Source organism: Alkaliphilus flagellatus (assembly GCF_018919215.1).
GTDB classification, from domain to species: Bacteria; Bacillota; Clostridia; order Peptostreptococcales; family Natronincolaceae; genus Alkaliphilus_B; species Alkaliphilus_B flagellatus.
The window spans coordinates 613746-631509 of record NZ_JAHLQK010000001.1; the positions used below are offsets into that span (position 1 = coordinate 613746).

Genomic DNA, 17764 nt, shown 5'->3' on the forward strand with positions numbered 1-17764 from the left:
TTGGCAAGAAACAAGGAATTACAATCTATACTTATTAAAGTTATGGTATTTCAGTTGTTGTTTGGAATCATAGTAGCTATTGTTGTTAATCATTATATGGGTAAAATAAATATGTCTATAGTAGAACAAAATCAAGCGTTAATTGGAAACATACTTAATAAGCAACCACAATTAGAAGAAGAAATAATTCATTATATAACTAAAGAGATAAGTACAGATAGTATTAAATTAGGAGAGGAAACTTTAAAAAAATATGGATATACTACAAAAATGGACAAGTCCTATAATCCTATATTAAAAAATACTGGTTTTTCTTTGCAAAGAACTGTAGTTATTATTATAGGTTTATTTACATTATTTTTGGTTGTTATTATAAATAATGAATATAATAAAATTTATAGAAAAGTAGGTAAGGTGTCAAAGGCTGCTGAAAAGGTTGTTGAAGGAGATTTTAATGTTTATCTAAAGGATGAAGGCGAAGGTGAATTTAGTATATTAAATCATCAGTTTAATCAGATGGCAAATAGACTTAAAAATAGTTTTGAGATTTTGAAGAATGAAAAGATATTTCTTAAAAATACTATATCAGATATATCTCATCAACTTAAAACGCCTCTGTCATCTTTAATTATGCTAAATGATCTTATGTTAGAAGATGAAGATATGGAAGTTACAGTAAGAACTACTTTTTTAGAAAGATCTAAGGTACAATTGGAGAGAATGGAGTGGCTCATAATAAATCTTCTAAAAGTAGCTAGAATAGAAGCTGGGGCTATACAGTTTAAGAGAGAAAAAGTTTACTTGAAAGATGTGCTACTTTTAGCTATGGAAGCTTTAAAATCTAAATTTAATATAGAGAATATATCCATTGAGATCTCTAAAGATTTAAATGGAGTTTTTTATGGAGATAAAGAGTGGACAGTAGAAGCTTTAATAAACATACTGAAAAATTCTATTGAGCATAGTGATGAAAATCAGAATATTGAAGTTAAAATAGAAGAGACTCCTCTGTTTAGTAATATTACAATAAAGGATTATGGAAAGGGAATAGATAAGAAGGATCTCCCTCATATATTTAAAAGGTTTTATAGGGGAGATACTGGAGTGAAATCTGATAGTATTGGAATAGGACTAAATTTAGCAAAGTTAATTGTAGAGTTGCAAGAGGGGAGTATTTCAGTAAAAAGTACAGAAGGAAAAGGTACAGAGTTTACATTGAGTTTTCTAAAAGGAGTAAGTAATCTTACAAAAAAGTAATGTAGACATTCACCTCCTTGTAAGATTGATTTTCTATAATAATATTAGAACACTTAAAAGAGGAGGATGGATACAAATGGAGGTAGTAAAAGTTATAGATTTATGTAAAAGCTATGGAAAAGGAAATACAAAAGTTGAAGCTTTAAAAGGTGTAAATTTAACTATAAACCAGGGAGAGTTTGTAGCTGTAGTAGGCGCTAGTGGATCTGGAAAAAGTACACTGCTTCATCTTTTAGGTGGAGTAGACAAACCTACATCCGGTAAAGTGATAGTAGATGGAGTAGATGTATATAATTTATCTGAAAAGGAAATTTCTATATTTAGACGGAGAAAAGTAGGATTTATATTTCAGTTTTATAATTTAGTGCCAGTGCTTACTGTAGAGGAGAATATGCTATTACCTTTGCTTTTAGATAATAAGCGAGTGGATAAAAAAGAGTTTCAGGAACTAATAGATATATTGGGACTTGAAGAGAGAAAGCACCATTTACCTAATGAGCTCTCAGGTGGTCAGCAGCAAAGGACATCTATAGGAAGAGCTTTAGCCTATAAACCGTCTATAGTATTAGCAGATGAGCCTACTGGTAACTTAGATAGTAAAAATAGCAAAGAAATAATCGATTTACTAAAAATATCTGTAAAAAAATATAATCAGACATTAATACTAATTACCCATGATCTAAACATCGCATCTCAAGCGGATAGAATAATAACAATTGAAGATGGACTTATTGTAAAAGATGAGGTGAACTATAGTGAATAGCTATAAACAAATCACCTATAAATATTTAAAACAGCAACGAAATAGAACATTATTAACTATTTTAGGAATAATTATATCTGTAGCAATGATTTCATCCATAGGTACTATAATAGAAAGTGCCAGAAATTCTATGATAAAAGAAGCAACAAGAGATTATGGAAGTTATCATGCAAGCTTGAGTAATTTAGATGAAAAAGAAATTCATGCTTTAGAAAACCATGTAGAAATAGAAGAAGTAGGAATAAGCAAAAAAGAAGGGTCAGCTAGAGTAGCTGAGGTTACTGAAGAAGAAAAAGAGATGTTTGGAGATAGCACTCCCTATAGATATATAGAGGTTGAAGGCTACGATCAAAAGGCATTAGAGCTTCTTCCATACAAAATAAGTGAAGGAAGAAGTCCTGAAACTTCTAGAGAGATAGCTATAGAAAAATGGATGGTTAGTTATTTTGAAGAAGAGATAAAACTAGGAGACAATATAAAACTATCTATAGGAGATAGAAAACTAAACGATAATAAAGAAGAAATAGATTTTGAATTAATAGGTGAAAAGGAGTATACAATAGTAGGCTTTATTGAGCCAACACTCAGATGGAGAGGAAACCTTATAACAAAGGGTATAACTGGAATTGCAGAAGAAGAGGATACAAGAGTAAACTATAGCGCTTATGTTAAGCTAACAAACATAAAAAATGCTCAAGAAAGATTAACTACTATAGCAGAAAGTATGGGTATAGATTCGGAATCTATTAGCTTAAATAATAAGGTGCTTAGACTTTCTGCTGAGAGTGCAGATGAGATGTTTAATGGAACTCTAAAGATGATACTAATATTTGTAGTAGGATTAATTATAGTTTCTACTATTGCAGTTATATACAATGCTTTTAATATTTCAGTATTAGAGAGAATATCTCAGTTTGGTTTACTAAGGTCAGTAGGTGCAACCCCGTCTCAAATAAGAGGGATAGTGTTAAAAGAAGCATTTACACTTAGCATAATATCTATTCCAATAGGAATTTTATCAGGAATAGGAGCTATGAAAATTGTTTTTTATATAATTAGCAAGTTAAAGTTTGACAATTCCTTCTTAAAAGGGATGGAAGCCAATACTTCATTAACTGTATTTTTAATAAGTATAGTAATAGGATTAATAACTGTATTTTTATCCGCTATAGGGCCTGCACGAAAAGCAGGAAAAGTATCTCCCTTAGAAGCAGTACGAAATACAGGTAGCTTTAAAAAAGAAACCTTTACAAAGGTAAAGAGATCTTCTTTTGTAAGGAAGCTACTAGGGGTAGAGGGAGAAATTGCTTATAAAAACTTAAGAAGAAATAGAAAAAGATTTATCATTACAGTATTTTCAATGGTTATTAGTATATCCTTATTTATTACTTTTTCAAGTTTTTCTGACTATATGTTTAAGGCTGGAATTATAGAAACCTCTACTAGTGGAAACTTTTCTATATGGATGGAAGATACTGAGGATTTTGATATTATACAAAAAGAATTAAAGGGCATAAAAGATGTAAAAAGGGTGTATAAATTAAGGGAAATTAATGGGGAAGTTTTACTAGAAGAAAATAAAATTAATAAAGTAATGAAGGAAACAAGTCCATATATGTTAAATAATAAAGAAGAAGGATTAATAAAAATACACAATATAAATATATATACTATTGGAGACGAAAACTTGGATTTGTTAAAATCTGTATTAGAGGAAGGGACTATTAGCAAGGGGGATCTAGAAAAGGATAATGGGGTTTTAGTTATAAATAACACCTATGCACAAAATATAAATACAGGAAATCGAAAACTAATAGAAGGATACAACTTAAAGCCAGGAGATAAAGTGCCATTTTCATCTTATAATTTTTATGAAGAAGGTAAGGATTTAGTCTATAAGGAATTAACGGTTAAAGGTGTACTCAAAAGAGGAATTTTAGAAGATGAGTATAACTTAGATGGAAGCATCAATATAATAACTACAGAAAAAAATTTGAAAAATATTATAGGCGAGAGTGTAGCAAACAGTGCTAGAATGATTATTGAAATGGAAGAAAACTTTGATCCAGAGCCTATAAAATCTTATTTAGAAGAAAAAGAGAAAACTATGCCTTATTTTAATTATGTAGATTATGCTAAAGTGGCGGAAGAAAGTAAAGCAGCTACTATAGTAACTAGCATATTTTTGTATGGATTTGTAACTTTAATAACTTTAATAAGCAGTATAAATATAATAAATACAATAAGCACAAATATTATTTTAAGAACTAAAGAAATCTCAATGATAAAAGCAGTGGGAATGACTCAAGGGGGTATAAAGCGAATGGTTGCTTTAGAGAGTCTTTTCTATGGAGTCTATGCTGCTGTAATAGGAGGAGCAATAGGAACAGGACTTGCCTATATGATGTTTACTTTAATTATTCGACTTAGTGATTTTCAGTGGGTTATCCCTTGGAGAAACATAGGTATAGCATGTGTTGGAGCAACTATGGTGGCTTTATTTTCAGGAATATTCCCTTTAAAACGAATTAACGAAGGTATAATAGTAGAGAATATGAAGGCTGATGAATAAAAAGTCGCCTGATGCCATGGCATCAGGCGACTTTTTTAGGATAAATCTATTGATTTAGGTCGAAAAATTATATATAATGCCTTTTGGAGTATATTAAAATTAAAATAATTATTATAATTATTTTAATTGTTACAAAAAATTATACATTTTAAAAGTAAATAGTATAGCATAAATAATATATTATGATATAATATATTACGGCAATTAAAAGTATAATTTATTTTTTTAGGGAGGTATTCATTTTGAATAACGTTAATGAGTTGATTGACTCACATATTCTAAAATCTGACAAGGTCCACTATAATCTTCCGACACAGCAATTAATAGATATTGCAGTAGAGAAAGAGGATGGCTATATAGCTAAAAGTGGGGCGCTGTGCATTAATACTGGAAAATATACTGGAAGATCACCAAATGATAGATTTATTGTGGATGAGCCATTAGTGCATAATCACATTAATTGGAGCAAAGGAAATAAATCTATTTCTTCAGAGAAATTTGAAAATTTATTTAATAAGGCTATGGATTATATTGATAATAAGGAATTATTTATATTTGACGGCTTTGTAGGTGCTGATTTAGAGTATAGGATGCCAATTAGAGTCATTAATGAGTTTGCATATCAAAATTTATTTGCCCAACAGATGTTTATAAAGCCAAAAGAAGGCGAAAGAGAAAACTTTAAACCTGAATTTACTGTAGTTGCCTTACCTAACCTTAAAGCTGTGCCAGAGGTTGATGGTACAAACTCAGAGGTATTTATAATAATCAGCTTTGAGAAAAAAGTTGTTCTTATCGGTGGTACCAAATATAGTGGTGAAATTAAAAAATCTATATTTACTGTAATGAACTATTTACTACCATTTAAAAATGTATTGCCTATGCATTGTTCAGCTAATATAGGTGAAGGTGGAGATGTGGCTTTATTCTTCGGTCTATCAGGAACAGGTAAAACTACTTTATCTGCAGATAAAAATAGAAGACTAATCGGTGACGATGAGCATGGATGGACAGAAAATGGAGTATTTAACTTTGAAGGAGGATGTTATGCAAAGTGCATAAATCTTACTGAGGAACACGAACCTCAAATCTGGAACGCTATAAAAGATGGAGCTATTTTAGAGAATGTAGTAATTGATGAAACTACTGGTGAACCAGACTATGATGATGATAAATATACAGAAAATACCCGTGCAGCTTATCCAGTGGAGCATATTGATGGGGCTGTCATGGAAGGCAAAGGTGGAATTCCTAAAACAATTATTTTCCTAACTGCTGATGCTACAGGTGTATTACCTCCTATTTCAAAGCTTACAAAGGAACAGGCTATGTATCACTTTATGTCTGGCTATACAAGCAAGCTAGCTGGAACAGAAAGAGGAATAGTAGAGCCTACAGCTACCTTTTCGACTTGCTTTGGAGGACCTTTTATGCTTTTAAAGCCTCAAGTATATGCTAAGCTTTTAGGTGAAAAAATAGAACAATATAATACTAATGTATTTTTAGTAAATACAGGCTGGACAGGTGGTCCTTATGGAGTAGGTAACCGCATGAAGCTTAAATACACAAGATCTATGGTTAGAGCTGCTATGAAGGGAGAATTGGACAATGTAGATTATATTAAAGATCCAATCTTTAACTTATCTATACCAACAGAATGTCCAGATGTACCTCAAACAATTTTAGAGCCATCTAATACTTGGGAAGGTGAAGATGCATATTATACAAAAGCAAATGAATTAGCAGAAAGTTTTATTAGGAACTTTGAACAGTTTAAAGATGTTTCTGAAGATATTAAAAATGCTAACCCTAAGATACTTGGCTAGAACTGCATAAGTAATGTAAAAAAGCTGACATACTAAGTATTTTTTACATTACTACCATTATTGTATAAATCATGAAAAAACAGATGGTTGATAGTTTATTATCTATCAAAATTTTAGGTTAAAGTGTGTATGGAATAGATAATACAGATGTTTGTATATATAGCTTAACTTATATATAAACTCATTCTATCATTCTATCAATCTATCAATAATAAGTCATAACAAAAAATTATTCTAAATAAACATTTTTTATTAAATAATATTGTCTATTTTTGGACAACATGTTATAATCAAAAAAGACTAAATTTTATTTTAAAAATGGAGGCATGAAACATGAAGAGATTTATGGCTATGTTATTAGTACTTACTTTATCAGGTTCTATACTAGCAGGATGTGGTGCACCAAAAGAGACAGCTGGAGATGATAATACACCACCTGCAGTAAATGAACAAAAACCTGCAGAAAACGAAGCAGTAGAAGGACAAATGGCAAAGATTGGTCTTGGACATATTACTTCAATTGCTAAATCTAAAGATTTAGAAGGTGAAAAAGCGCCAGTTGGACAAGTAGACACTGTAATGGTTGCTGCTGGATTTGATAAAGATGGCAAAGTTATTAAAGTAACTATTGACACTGCTCAAACAAAAGTAGAATTTGATAAAGATCTTCAAGTTACAACTGATGTAGCTCAAAATGGTAAAACTAAGGTTGAACTTGGCGAAGAATATGGTATGAAAAAAGCTTCTCAAATCGGAAAAGAATGGTTTGAACAAGCAGCTGCTTTAGGAGAGTGGATGGTTGGTAAAACAGTAGAAGAAATTAAAGCTATGGAACTTAAAGACGGTAAAGCAACTGATGCAGAACTAGCATCTTCTGTTACTGTTAGCGTTGGAGATTATATAGCTGCTGTTGAAGAAGCATATAACAATGCTATAGAAATTGGAAATGGAGCTGTAAAATTAGGTCTTGGAACTGAAATTTCAATGGCTAAATCTAAAGGATATTCAAAAGCAGATGGTAAAGAAACTCTACCAGTTGCGCAAGTTGATACTGTAATGACTGTTGGTGCATTTGATGCAGACGGTAAAGTTGTTGGAACTATAATTGACAATGCTCAAACTAAAGTTCAATTTGATGCAGAAGGTAAAGTAACTACAGATAAAAATGCAGAGATTAAAACTAAAGTTGAATTAGGGGCAGAATATGGAATGGCTAAAGCTTCTACTATTGGAAAAGAGTGGTTTGAACAAGCTAAAGCTCTTGGAGAATGGATGGAAGGAAAATCAGTAGATGAAATTAAATCTCTTAAAGTTAAAGAAAGAGATGAATCTCATAAAAATGTTCCAGATGTTCCAGAACTTACATCTTCTGTTACAATTACAGTTGAAAGTTATATAGCTACTATTGAAGAGGCTCTTACAAACGCAAAATAATATATATTAAATGTAATATTGCTATAAATAAAAGGAGCTACCTTAAAATGATTTAAATTTCATTGGAAAAGGTAGCTTTTTTTTATATTAGATATGAAAAACATACTGTATTTTCATAATATTTTTTAAAAATACAGTATGTTCTTATTTTTTTACTATATATGCGATAGCTTATTTAGATTTATTCCATCTAGAATTATCCATACATATTTCGCTTCCATCGGTAATTAATTCAACAACTAAAGGTTTAGATAGATTTTCAAACTTGTTTTTTAATATATCTAACTCTTCAATATTACTAATTTGAACAGCATCAATTCCCATAGCCTTTGACATATCGGTAATTGATATTCTTTCATATGTACAAGCACCTTTATGACTTCTACCAAAAACAAATCTGCCCCCATGTTCTACTAGTGCTAACATTGCATTATTAATTACAAAATAAATAATAGGCATATTGTGTTCCTTAGCTGTTAATATTTCCATACCATTCATAAAAAATGATCCATCGCCTACTATTACTGCATAGGTTTTGCTTGGGTCAGCCATATATGAACCTAGAGCCCCTCCCACTGCGGTACCCATACAAGCATAGTTAAGACTTGTTTGAAAATCCATATTTTCTTTTAATAATAAATATCTAAAAGAAAAATTCATATTTTCTCCCATGTCTTGTACAAAACATGTATTGTCAGGTACAATATCTGTTATTTTTTTCATGAATAATTGTAGAGATAATCCTGTATGATTTTGTACATAAGGAGCATTAGCTTCTTGCTTTATATATAATTTATTATTTTCTGTATCTATAATAGATTCGTTTAGCTTATTGATTGCAAGCTTTAAATCACAAAATACAGGTATATCTGCTTTAAATATTTTATTTAATTCTGTTTTATCCCAATCTATATGTATAACTTTTTTGTCTTCTACTAAATTTTTATTATATATTACTGTAGACATTTGCCCTAAAGATGTACCAAGTATAAGTGTACATTCAAATTTGGTAGTATTTATATAGTCAGAAGCTCTATCAGTTGTACACCATCCATAGTTACCTAGATTAAGCTCAAAGTCACCATTAATAATTCCTTTTGCATTAGGTGTTGTGATAATAGGCCACTGTAGCTTTTTACTTAGAGATTTAATTTCCTTAGATAATCCTCTAGCTCCTCTTCCTACCATAATAACGCCAGTTTTACTTGATTTAATTGTATCTATAGCTTTATTTAAACTATCCATATCATATTTAGGAGCAAGGGCTTCTCTGTTAATTGATTCGGGGATATCACCTTCAAAAGGCATAGCTTGAATATCTGCTGGTATTGAAATATGAACAGGTCCATGAGGTGGAGTTAAAGCAATTTCAATTGCTTTTTTAACTTCCTCTAAAATATTTTCTTTATCAAAAATAGTTTTGCTATATTTAGTGATAGGCAAAGTAATATCTGTTGTTATTAATTCTTGTAATGCATTTTTATTCATAGTAGCGTTATTAACATAACTACTAAAGATAACAACAGGAAGTTTATTTCTATATGCATCAGCTATTCCGTTAATCCCATTGTTTACTCCAACGCATCCTCCAACAAAGCATACGCCTAAATCTCTAGTTAAATCAGAATACCTACCAGCTGAATATGTGGCAGCAGCTTCATTTTTCACAACTATATAATCTATATCGCAATCATTTAAACCATCATTAAAAGCTGACATTTGAGCTGTAGGAATTCCAAAAGAACAGGTTACACCATTGTTATATAAAAACTTTAAAATTGCATCAGATATTCTCATGGTACTCTATCCTTTCTATCAGTATATTTTAGTTGTTAATTAGTAAATCAATATTTTTATCAATTATTTTTTCACACTGACTTATTTGCTCCTGAGTCAGCTTATAATCTTTATTTATAAATGCAATATCAACAATACCTACAACTTCATTGTTTTGAATTACAGGAAATAAATATATGCTTTTTATGTCTAAAACTTTAAACTCAGTTGGTTTAGAAGATAGATCATTGGTATTATCAATGGCACATAATGTCTTTGTTTCAACTAACTTTATTAAAAAATCACTATCTTTTACGAAGGAACGATATTCTCTATGAAAGTTTATCCATTTTTCTAATGGTAGAAATTCCGTATCATTTTTATAAATAGGAATTAATTCTCCATCTTCTATGGATAGGTAAGCAATTTCCTCAATTTCGATAATTGTACTAATTTCTTTAAATAGTTCTTTTAATACTTCAACCATGTATATCCCCCATTTTCATAGTAATTATTGTATGTACTTAATGTATACTAATGCCGTATAGAGTAATGACTTCTGCATATAAAATACAGAAGCCATATAAGGATATATTAGAAGCCTTGGGATTTAAGCCATGCATCAGCTTCTTCAAGGGTAGTAAATGCTGTAGGCTGTGTGTTAGATTCTTTTGAAAGTCTATTCATTTGCATTTTTATAATAGAACTTTCAACAATAATAGCACCTTGTTTCATGCCGTTTTCTAAGCACCAGTTAAGATGTGTATCGCCACCATCTAGAGTTGTTGTTTTGTAATTTCTTAGATCTGAGCATTTTGTCCATGCTTTTCCTTTTAATAATGGAGCTACTTTAGAAACATAATCCTTATGAATGCTGTCCATATCTAGAAATCCATTAAAGGTTTCATAGACAATACCTCTCTTGGTATCTACCTTCAGTTCATAAGTTCCTTTTGGGTCTTTAATAACCATAATAAATCCTCCTTAATCTTTTGGTTTTTTACATGTTTTGACAAAATAATACATAAATAATGGAAATCCGACAATATATATATATTATAAAAAAAACATGCCAATATCAAGTACTTATGTAAGAATTTTCATCAAATTACTGAATTCTTTATAAAAATAGGACTTTCGTAGGATATTATATATAAAATTATCAACTTCAATATATACATTTAACTAAATAGCATAATAGACTGCCTATATTAATAGATATTAGGCTAATTGTTATTGTTTGATGTACTATATTTTGTTATTATAGATAAGGGTGATATAAATGAGAAAAATAGTTTCAGTAGGTATTATAGTAATTATAGTTATATCATTATTAGCAGGATGCCAAATAAGTGAAGAAAAAACATATAATAAATATAGCGATAGTTTTTTTGATACCTTCGATACATTAGTTCAGGTTGTAGGCTATACAGAAACAGAGGAACAGTTTAATTCCTATGTTGAAAAGATGAAATCTAGATTTCAGCAACTTCATAAGCTATATGATATATATAACAACTATGAAGGAATTAACAATGTAAAAACAATAAATGATAATGCAGGGATAAAACCAGTGAAAGTTGATAAAGAAATAGTAGATCTTATTGTTTTTGCTAAGGACTGGTATAGTCGAACTGGTGGTCAAACGAATATTGCTATGGGTTCTGTGTTAAGAATATGGCATGATTATCGACAAGAAGGGGAATATGATCCTGAAAACGCTAAGTTACCTCCTATGGAGGAACTAATAGCTGCATCGAAGTATACAGATATAGATGATGTTGTTGTAGATATTGAAAAAAGCACAGTATATCTTGCTGAAAAGAATATGAGCTTAGATGTAGGTTCAATAGCCAAGGGCTATGCAGTTGAGGTAGTAGCAAAAGAAATAATGGAAGAAGGTTTTACATCGGGAATTATAAGTGGTGGCGGTAATGTTAGGGTGTTAGACAAGCCACTGGATGGGGTTCGAGAAAGATGGGGTATTGGTATACAAAACCCTAATAAGTCTATAGTTTCTGATGAAGATAATATTCTTGAAACAATTTTTATTAACAATGCTTCTGTAGTAACTAGTGGAGATTATCAAAGATACTATATTGTAGATGAAAAACCTATGCATCATCTTATAGATCCTAAAACACTTATGCCTGGGGAATATTATCGTGCTGTTACAGTGGTAGCAGAAGATTCTGGTGTTGCAGATTTTTTATCAACTGCTGTATTTCTAATGCCTTACGAAGAAAGCAGGAACCTTGTTAATAGTTTTGATGATGTTGAGGCTATATGGGTTATGCAGGATGGAACGGTAGAGGCAACTGATGGTATGAAAAAAATAATGAAAAGCCAGGGTGCAACAGGAGCAAAGACAGAATAATATAATAGACATTATAAAAATAAAAGAAGTATACTTTCTTAGACAATAAAAAGCTGATAAGTAAGAGTTATATAACTCTTACTTATCAGCTTTTTATTGTCTAGATTCAATTTTCTCTTGAATTTCCTTAAATACTTCTGCTAGCCATTTATAAAAGTGAATAATGCTATCTATTTTTTGGGAATACTGTGATAGAGCAATTTGTAGTTCTGGGTCATCAACTTTTGGTGAAATAATATTTAATTGCTCGGATATTTCATTAAAGGTTTTAGTATTGTGGTAAATTGCAGAGTGCCAATTTTCTATAAATGCATTTGAGAAGGTTTTATACAAATCTTTCTCTACCATATATAAATCTTTCCTTATGCCTTTTTTCCATATTCGCTCAACCATTTGAGCATCTAGCAGACTACGTACACCTGTACTCATTGAGGTTTTGCTCATTCCTAAGGATTGGCTCATCTCATCTAAGGTCATTGGATTGTTTTCAAGAAACATAATTGAAAACAGGCGGGATTCGGAAAGTGTAAGCCCATACAGATTAATTAATTTTGCTAGAGTTAAAATAGCTTCATTCTTTATTTCTTCAATTTCATTTATTATTTGTATATCATTTTGAGTCATTAAAGGGTCTCCTCCTTATAGTACAAGTTTCAAACTATATTATACCACGTACTACATAATATACTATAGTTAATAAAATAAAAAATCAAGAAAGAATAATAGAACTAAATTGGAGTAAAGTAGAGCATTATTAAGAATAATCTAACATATGTTCGTACAGTTTTAACCGTACGTTTAGTTTATGCAATATCAACAGATTTAACGTTTGAACTATCCAGGTAAAATTTAGTATAATATATAAATAGGCTGTAAAACTAAATAGACGAGCTTATAACTAATATCAAATGTTAAACAATAAATGAGGTGAATATATGCTAAAAATTGAAGTAAAAGGATTGACAAAGGTCTTTGGTAGAAGCCCAAAGCAAGGTATGCAGCTGTTAGAACAAGGAAAAACAAAAACGGAGATTTTAAAAGAAACAGGAATGACCGTAGGTGTAAATCGCGTATCCTTTGAAGTATACTCTGGAGAAATTTTTGTGATTATGGGATTATCAGGAAGTGGAAAGTCTACTCTTATTAGATTAATTAATCGCCTAATCGAGCCGAGTGCAGGCAGTGTACTAGTAGATGGTGAAGATTTAGCCCAAATGGATAAATATAAACTAAGAGAAACTAGAAGAAAAAAATTAAGTATGGTTTTTCAAAAGTTTGGATTATTTCCCCATCGTACTATTTTAGAAAATGCTGGATATGGATTAGAAGTACAAGGTATGGATAAAAAGGAGATTTATGAGAAAGCTATTAATTCGTTAAAAATGGTAGGGCTAGAAGGATATGAAGATCAATACCCTAGTCAATTATCGGGGGGAATGCAACAAAGGGTAGGTCTTGCAAGAGCTTTAGCTAATGATCCAGATATTTTATTAATGGATGAAGCCTTTTCAGCACTTGATCCACTAATTAGAAAAGAAATGCAAGATGAACTTGTAGAGTTACAATCATCTATGCAAAAAACAATTATATTTATAACCCATGACTTAGATGAGGCACTTAGAATTGGAGACAGAATTGCATTAATGAAAGATGGAGTAATTGTACAAGTTGGTACCCCAGAGGAAATTATGACGAATCCTGCAAATGAATATGTAGAAAAGTTTGTGGAAGATGTTGATAGGTCTAAGGTCCTTTCTGCACAACATGTTATGAAACGTCCAGAAACTATCGATGTTGAAAAACATGGTCCACGAGTTGCATTACAGCGTATGAAACAAGTTGGAATTTCAAGTATTTATGTTATTAATAAAAATAAACAGCTTCTTGGAGTTGTGACTGCAGATGCGGCCTCTAAGGCTGTAAAGGATGGAAATAAAAATATTTACGATGTAATGGAGACAGATATTCCTAAGGTTTCACCGGATTTATCATTAAATGATTTATTTGAGGTAATACACAATTCTCCAGTTCCGGTAGCTGTTGTTGAAGACAAAATATTAAAAGGAATTATCGTCCGTGGAGCTGTACTAGCAGCTCTTGCAGGAAATGAGGTGAAAGATGATGACTAACATACCCCAAATACCCCTAGTTAAATGGGCTGATCTGCTTGTAGCATGGTTAAGAAAAGATGCTCAGTGGTTTTTTAGCCCAATTAAGACTTTGCTGGATGGATTTGTAAGTGGATTAAGCGAAATATTAACAACTATCCCACCATTACTTTTTGTTATTATTATTGTAGGAATAACTATATTTATAACTAAGAGAAAATGGGGATTACCTATATTTGTTTTACTTGGGTTACTATTAATACAAAATCTTGGGTATTGGGAAGATACTATGCTAACTCTTTCATTAGTTTTAACAGCTAGTTTAATATCAATTATAATTGGTGTTCCTCTTGGAATTTGGATGTCAAGAAATAAAATAATACAAGATATAGTAACTCCTATATTAGACTTTATGCAAACTATGCCTGCCTTTGTTTATTTAATACCAGCAGTTTCTTTTTTTGGGATAGGAATGGTACCAGGAATTATTGCATCGGTTATATTTGCAATGCCCCCAGTTGTTCGATTAACCAACCTAGGCATTCGACAGGTTTCTACAGAACTAATTGAAGCAGCAGATGCCTTTGGATCCACTGGCATGCAAAAACTATTTAAGGTTCAACTTCCAATGGCAAAAAATACGATAATGGCAGGTATTAACCAAACAATTATGTTAGCATTATCTATGGTTGTTATAGCTTCAATGATAGGTGCTGAAGGTCTTGGAGTTGAAGTCTTCAGAGCTGTTACAAGAAATGAAGCTGGACAAGGCTTTGCATCTGGACTATCTATTGTAATATTAGCTATAGTATTAGATCGTATTACCCAAGCACTAAACATACAAAAACATTCTTAAGAAGTTAATTCTTATATACTATTATCCATTGTTTGTTATAATTTTCAGCAAGCAATAGTAGAAAATAAAAGGAGGAAAAAATTAATGATTAAAAACAAATGGAAGAAACTTAGTGTAGTAGTATGCACTATATTAGTTTTAACTATAGTAGGTTGTAGTAGCAATAGTGGGAAGAATGGTACATCGAATAAAAATTCCGAAAAAACATTGGGGCAACAAGTAGATTATAAAATTATAGGTATAGATGCTGGTGCAGGAGTAGTACAGGCTGCTGAAAAGGCTGTTGAAGATTATGATTTAGATTTCAAGGTACAAACTAGTTCTGGAGCTGCTATGACTCAAGCTCTTGGAGATGCAATTGAAAATAATAAGCCTATTATAATTACTGCTTGGACACCACATTGGAAATTTGCTAAATATGACTTAAAATATTTAGATGATCCTAAGGGATCCTTTGGTGGAGAAGAGAAGATTCATACAATTACGCGCTTGAAATTAAAAGAAGATATGTCAAATGCTCATAAAATCTTAGATCAATTTTATTGGACTCCAGAGGATATGGAATCTGTTATGCTTAAAGTTAATGAGGGAGAAAATGTAGTCGAAGTTGCAACACAATGGATTAATGACAATCAAGATAAAGTAAGTGAGTGGACAGACGGTGCACACAAAGTAGATGGAGAAAAAATTAAACTTGCTTATGTTGCTTGGGACTCAGAAATTGCATCTACTAATGTTATCGGAAAAGTATTAGAGGATATGGGATATAATGTTACACTTACACAGGTGGAAGCCGGACCAATGTGGGCTGCAGTAGCCAGTGGAGATGTAGATGCTATTGTTGCAGCGTGGTTACCAGGAACTCATGAAAAATATATGGCAGACTACAATGATCAAGTAGAAGATTTAGGTCCAAACTTAGAAGGAGCAAAGATAGGTTTAGCTGTTCCTGCTTATATGAAAATTGATTCTATAGAAGATTTAGCTAAATAGATTATTAAGTAAAAATAGGCCTATTAATAGGCCTATTTTTATATATACCTTCATATATTTTCTTTAATAAGATTAGGTTCAGATATTTCGGTTGGAGATTTAAATGTAAATGTTATTACAGTTGATATTACTAATAATATAAAAGCTACAATGTAAGCTATATTATAGCTATTTGTAGAGTCTAATATAATAGCACCAGTCATTGGACCTATAACTCCACCTAATCCCCAACTTGTAAACATTAATCCATAGTTTATTCCAAAGTTTTTTATACCATATAAATCTGAAACTGTAGCAGGAAATACAGAAAAACCTGCTCCATAACATAGGCCTGCTATAGCTACACCTGTCGCTATTAGACCAATATTTAAATACTTAGAAAAAAAGAACATGTTTAATCCTTGGAGTATAAATATTATCCTCATTAAATTCACTCGTCCAAGTTTATCAGAAATACTACCTCCGAGAATTCTCCCTAAAGTATTGAATATGGCTAGAAATATAACTAATAAAAAACCATTGTCCCAATTAACCTGTATCTTTGCAATATTAGATATATGGCCTATAATCATAAGTCCTGCCGACGAGGAGAAAGCTAACATTATCCATAATTTATAGAAAGTTTTGGTCTTTAACATCTCTCTCCAAGTAGAATTCATACTAGAATTACCTATGTTTACCTTTGTAGTTTTGAATTTATTCTGCTCTTTAAAAGCATAGCCTGCTGGTGGATTCTTTAGAATTTGAGCAAGTAGAATAGAAAGAACCAATGCTCCCGTACCTATGTAAATAAAGGTTTTTGAAATGCCTACCGTATCAAGTAAATAATTTGCAATTGGAGAGTAAAATATAGATGAAAAGCCTACACCTGCAACTACAATTCCTGTAATTAGCCCCTTTTTATCAGGTGGAAACCACTTTACGGAAGGAGGGGTAGTAGATACGTTTATAATACCAATGCCAGAACCAGCTATTATTCCAAATGTTAATATCATTACTGTAGGACTGGTAGTAATACCGGATAGAATAAGGCCTAAACCCATTAGTATACTTCCTATAGTTGCTGTTAGTCTTGGACCTTTAGCATCTTGAAGCTTGCCAAATATAACCATAGCAATTACAAAAAATACTGTTGAAATTGTATAAGGTAGAGATGCTTCCTTACTAGACCAACTCAACTGACTAATTAGACTTTTACTTATAACGCTCCAAATATACAAAATACCTGCTAAAAAATTAATTCCCGTTGCTGCTCCTAGTACTTGAAATTTTTTAGATTGATTAATATTATCCATATGAGCACTCCTCGGTAAAAAAATGATTATTTCCAGAATATTATAACATTAAGATTAACTATATACAAATAAAATTAGAGTAGAAAGGTATATAATGAAAGTATTAATTAAAAAGGATATTTAAAAGATATTAGTAGCTACATACTAAACTAATAAAAATGTTCTGTAGTCTATTAATTATAGGTATACAGGAAAGATGGTAAAATGATTATATTTTTAACGATTATTTTTAAAAATGCAATATTTAATGGAATTTATATGTAAATCTTATATTCTAAAATCTTAAATTATATATAATAAATAGATAATACAAAAAAAGACAAAAAACGTTTAAATACGACATAATTCTTCAAAACACTGCTGTTGAATTAATATTGTTTATATATAAAATGAACTTGTTTGTATAGTTAACTATAAAGTAAAATGTACTGAATAATAAGAATAATTAATTAATAGAAAAATATATTGTCTATTATTTAACTATCTGATATAATCAAATAGTAGTAA

14 protein-coding genes are annotated in these 17764 nt (G+C 30.9%); 9 read left to right on the forward strand and 5 right to left on the reverse strand.

The genetic code is table 11. From position 1 onward, the window contains the following. The 5 genes from KQI88_RS02790 to KQI88_RS02810 all read left to right on the forward strand — a co-directional run bounded on the left by KQI88_RS02790 (position 1) and on the right by KQI88_RS02810 (position 7852). On the forward strand, positions 1-1257 hold the full coding sequence (locus KQI88_RS02790; protein WP_216414828.1) for a HAMP domain-containing sensor histidine kinase: 1257 nt from the start codon (positions 1-3) through the stop codon (positions 1255-1257). Positions 1258-1333: 76 nt separating this feature from the next. Then, positions 1334-2020: an ABC transporter ATP-binding protein gene (locus KQI88_RS02795; protein WP_216414829.1), complete on the forward strand. Its 687-nt coding sequence runs from the start codon at positions 1334-1336 to the stop codon at positions 2018-2020. Continuing rightward, a complete protein-coding gene (locus KQI88_RS18410; protein ID WP_216414830.1) occupies positions 2013-4592 on the forward strand; it encodes an ABC transporter permease in 2580 nt (859 codons plus the stop codon). Before KQI88_RS02795 ends, KQI88_RS18410 begins: the two co-directional genes overlap by 8 nt. A 242-nt stretch (positions 4593-4834) precedes the next feature. Beyond that, positions 4835-6418 carry a phosphoenolpyruvate carboxykinase (ATP) gene (gene pckA / locus KQI88_RS02805; protein WP_216414831.1) on the forward strand — a complete coding sequence of 528 codons (1584 nt, stop codon included), beginning with the start codon at positions 4835-4837 and terminating at the stop codon, positions 6416-6418. A 333-nt stretch (positions 6419-6751) separates the two neighbouring features. Beyond that, positions 6752-7852 carry a hypothetical protein gene (locus KQI88_RS02810; RefSeq protein ID WP_216414832.1) on the forward strand — a complete coding sequence of 367 codons (1101 nt, stop codon included), beginning with the start codon at positions 6752-6754 and terminating at the stop codon, positions 7850-7852. A gap of 171 nt (positions 7853-8023) precedes the next feature. Here the strand turns inward: KQI88_RS02810 and KQI88_RS02815 are convergent, their stop codons facing one another. From KQI88_RS02815 to KQI88_RS02825, 3 genes are all read right to left on the reverse strand, one after another. Next, positions 8024-9649: a thiamine pyrophosphate-binding protein gene (locus tag KQI88_RS02815; protein ID WP_216414833.1), complete on the reverse strand. Its 1626-nt coding sequence runs from the start codon at positions 9647-9649 to the stop codon at positions 8024-8026. Positions 9650-9677: 28 nt separating this feature from the next. Beyond that, complete coding sequence (locus KQI88_RS02820) at positions 9678-10115, reverse strand: hypothetical protein (RefSeq protein ID WP_216414834.1); 438 nt, start codon at positions 10113-10115, stop codon at positions 9678-9680. Between the two features lie 107 nt (positions 10116-10222). Beyond that, complete coding sequence (locus KQI88_RS02825) at positions 10223-10600, reverse strand: hypothetical protein (RefSeq protein WP_216414835.1); 378 nt, start codon at positions 10598-10600, stop codon at positions 10223-10225. Positions 10601-10910: 310 nt separating this feature from the next. Here KQI88_RS02825 and KQI88_RS02830 point away from each other — a divergent pair, with 310 nt between their 5' ends. Further along, positions 10911-12005: an FAD:protein FMN transferase gene (locus KQI88_RS02830; RefSeq protein ID WP_216414836.1), complete on the forward strand. Its 1095-nt coding sequence runs from the start codon at positions 10911-10913 to the stop codon at positions 12003-12005. Between the two features lie 93 nt (positions 12006-12098). Here the strand turns inward: KQI88_RS02830 and KQI88_RS02835 are convergent, their stop codons facing one another. Further along, a complete protein-coding gene (locus KQI88_RS02835) occupies positions 12099-12629 on the reverse strand; it encodes a GbsR/MarR family transcriptional regulator (RefSeq protein WP_216414837.1) in 531 nt (176 codons plus the stop codon). Positions 12630-12940: 311 nt separating this feature from the next. Between KQI88_RS02835 and KQI88_RS02840 the strand changes: the two genes are divergently transcribed. From KQI88_RS02840 to KQI88_RS02850, 3 genes are all read left to right on the forward strand, one after another. Continuing rightward, on the forward strand, positions 12941-14134 hold the full coding sequence (locus KQI88_RS02840) for a quaternary amine ABC transporter ATP-binding protein (RefSeq protein WP_216414838.1): 1194 nt from the start codon (positions 12941-12943) through the stop codon (positions 14132-14134). Beyond that, complete coding sequence (locus KQI88_RS02845; protein ID WP_216414839.1) at positions 14124-14969, forward strand: ABC transporter permease; 846 nt, start codon at positions 14124-14126, stop codon at positions 14967-14969. Before KQI88_RS02840 ends, KQI88_RS02845 begins: the two co-directional genes overlap by 11 nt. An 84-nt stretch (positions 14970-15053) precedes the next feature. Beyond that, entirely contained in the window at positions 15054-15962 is a 909-nt protein-coding gene (locus tag KQI88_RS02850; protein WP_216414840.1) for a glycine betaine ABC transporter substrate-binding protein, read from the forward strand. 50 nt (positions 15963-16012) lie between these two features. Here the strand turns inward: KQI88_RS02850 and KQI88_RS02855 are convergent, their stop codons facing one another. Continuing rightward, a complete protein-coding gene (locus KQI88_RS02855; protein WP_216414841.1) occupies positions 16013-17257 on the reverse strand; it encodes an L-lactate MFS transporter in 1245 nt (414 codons plus the stop codon). Positions 17258-17764: the final 507 nt, after the last annotated feature.

Coding starts and splice junctions, on each gene's coding strand:
- KQI88_RS02825 (WP_216414835.1), bottom strand. CDS start 10,600: ATGGTTATTAAAGACCCAAAAGGAACTTATGAACTGAAGGTAGATACC.
- KQI88_RS02850 (WP_216414840.1), top strand. CDS start 15,054: ATGATTAAAAACAAATGGAAGAAACTTAGTGTAGTAGTATGCACTATA.
- KQI88_RS02855 (WP_216414841.1), bottom strand. CDS start 17,257: ATGGATAATATTAATCAATCTAAAAAATTTCAAGTACTAGGAGCAGCA.
- KQI88_RS02845 (WP_216414839.1), top strand. CDS start 14,124: ATGATGACTAACATACCCCAAATACCCCTAGTTAAATGGGCTGATCTG.
- KQI88_RS02835 (WP_216414837.1), bottom strand. CDS start 12,629: ATGACTCAAAATGATATACAAATAATAAATGAAATTGAAGAAATAAAG.
- KQI88_RS02840 (WP_216414838.1), top strand. CDS start 12,941: ATGCTAAAAATTGAAGTAAAAGGATTGACAAAGGTCTTTGGTAGAAGC.
- KQI88_RS02810 (WP_216414832.1), top strand. CDS start 6,752: ATGAAGAGATTTATGGCTATGTTATTAGTACTTACTTTATCAGGTTCT.
- KQI88_RS02820 (WP_216414834.1), bottom strand. CDS start 10,115: ATGGTTGAAGTATTAAAAGAACTATTTAAAGAAATTAGTACAATTATC.
- KQI88_RS02815 (WP_216414833.1), bottom strand. CDS start 9,649: ATGAGAATATCTGATGCAATTTTAAAGTTTTTATATAACAATGGTGTA.
- KQI88_RS02830 (WP_216414836.1), top strand. CDS start 10,911: ATGAGAAAAATAGTTTCAGTAGGTATTATAGTAATTATAGTTATATCA.
- KQI88_RS02795 (WP_216414829.1), top strand. CDS start 1,334: ATGGAGGTAGTAAAAGTTATAGATTTATGTAAAAGCTATGGAAAAGGA.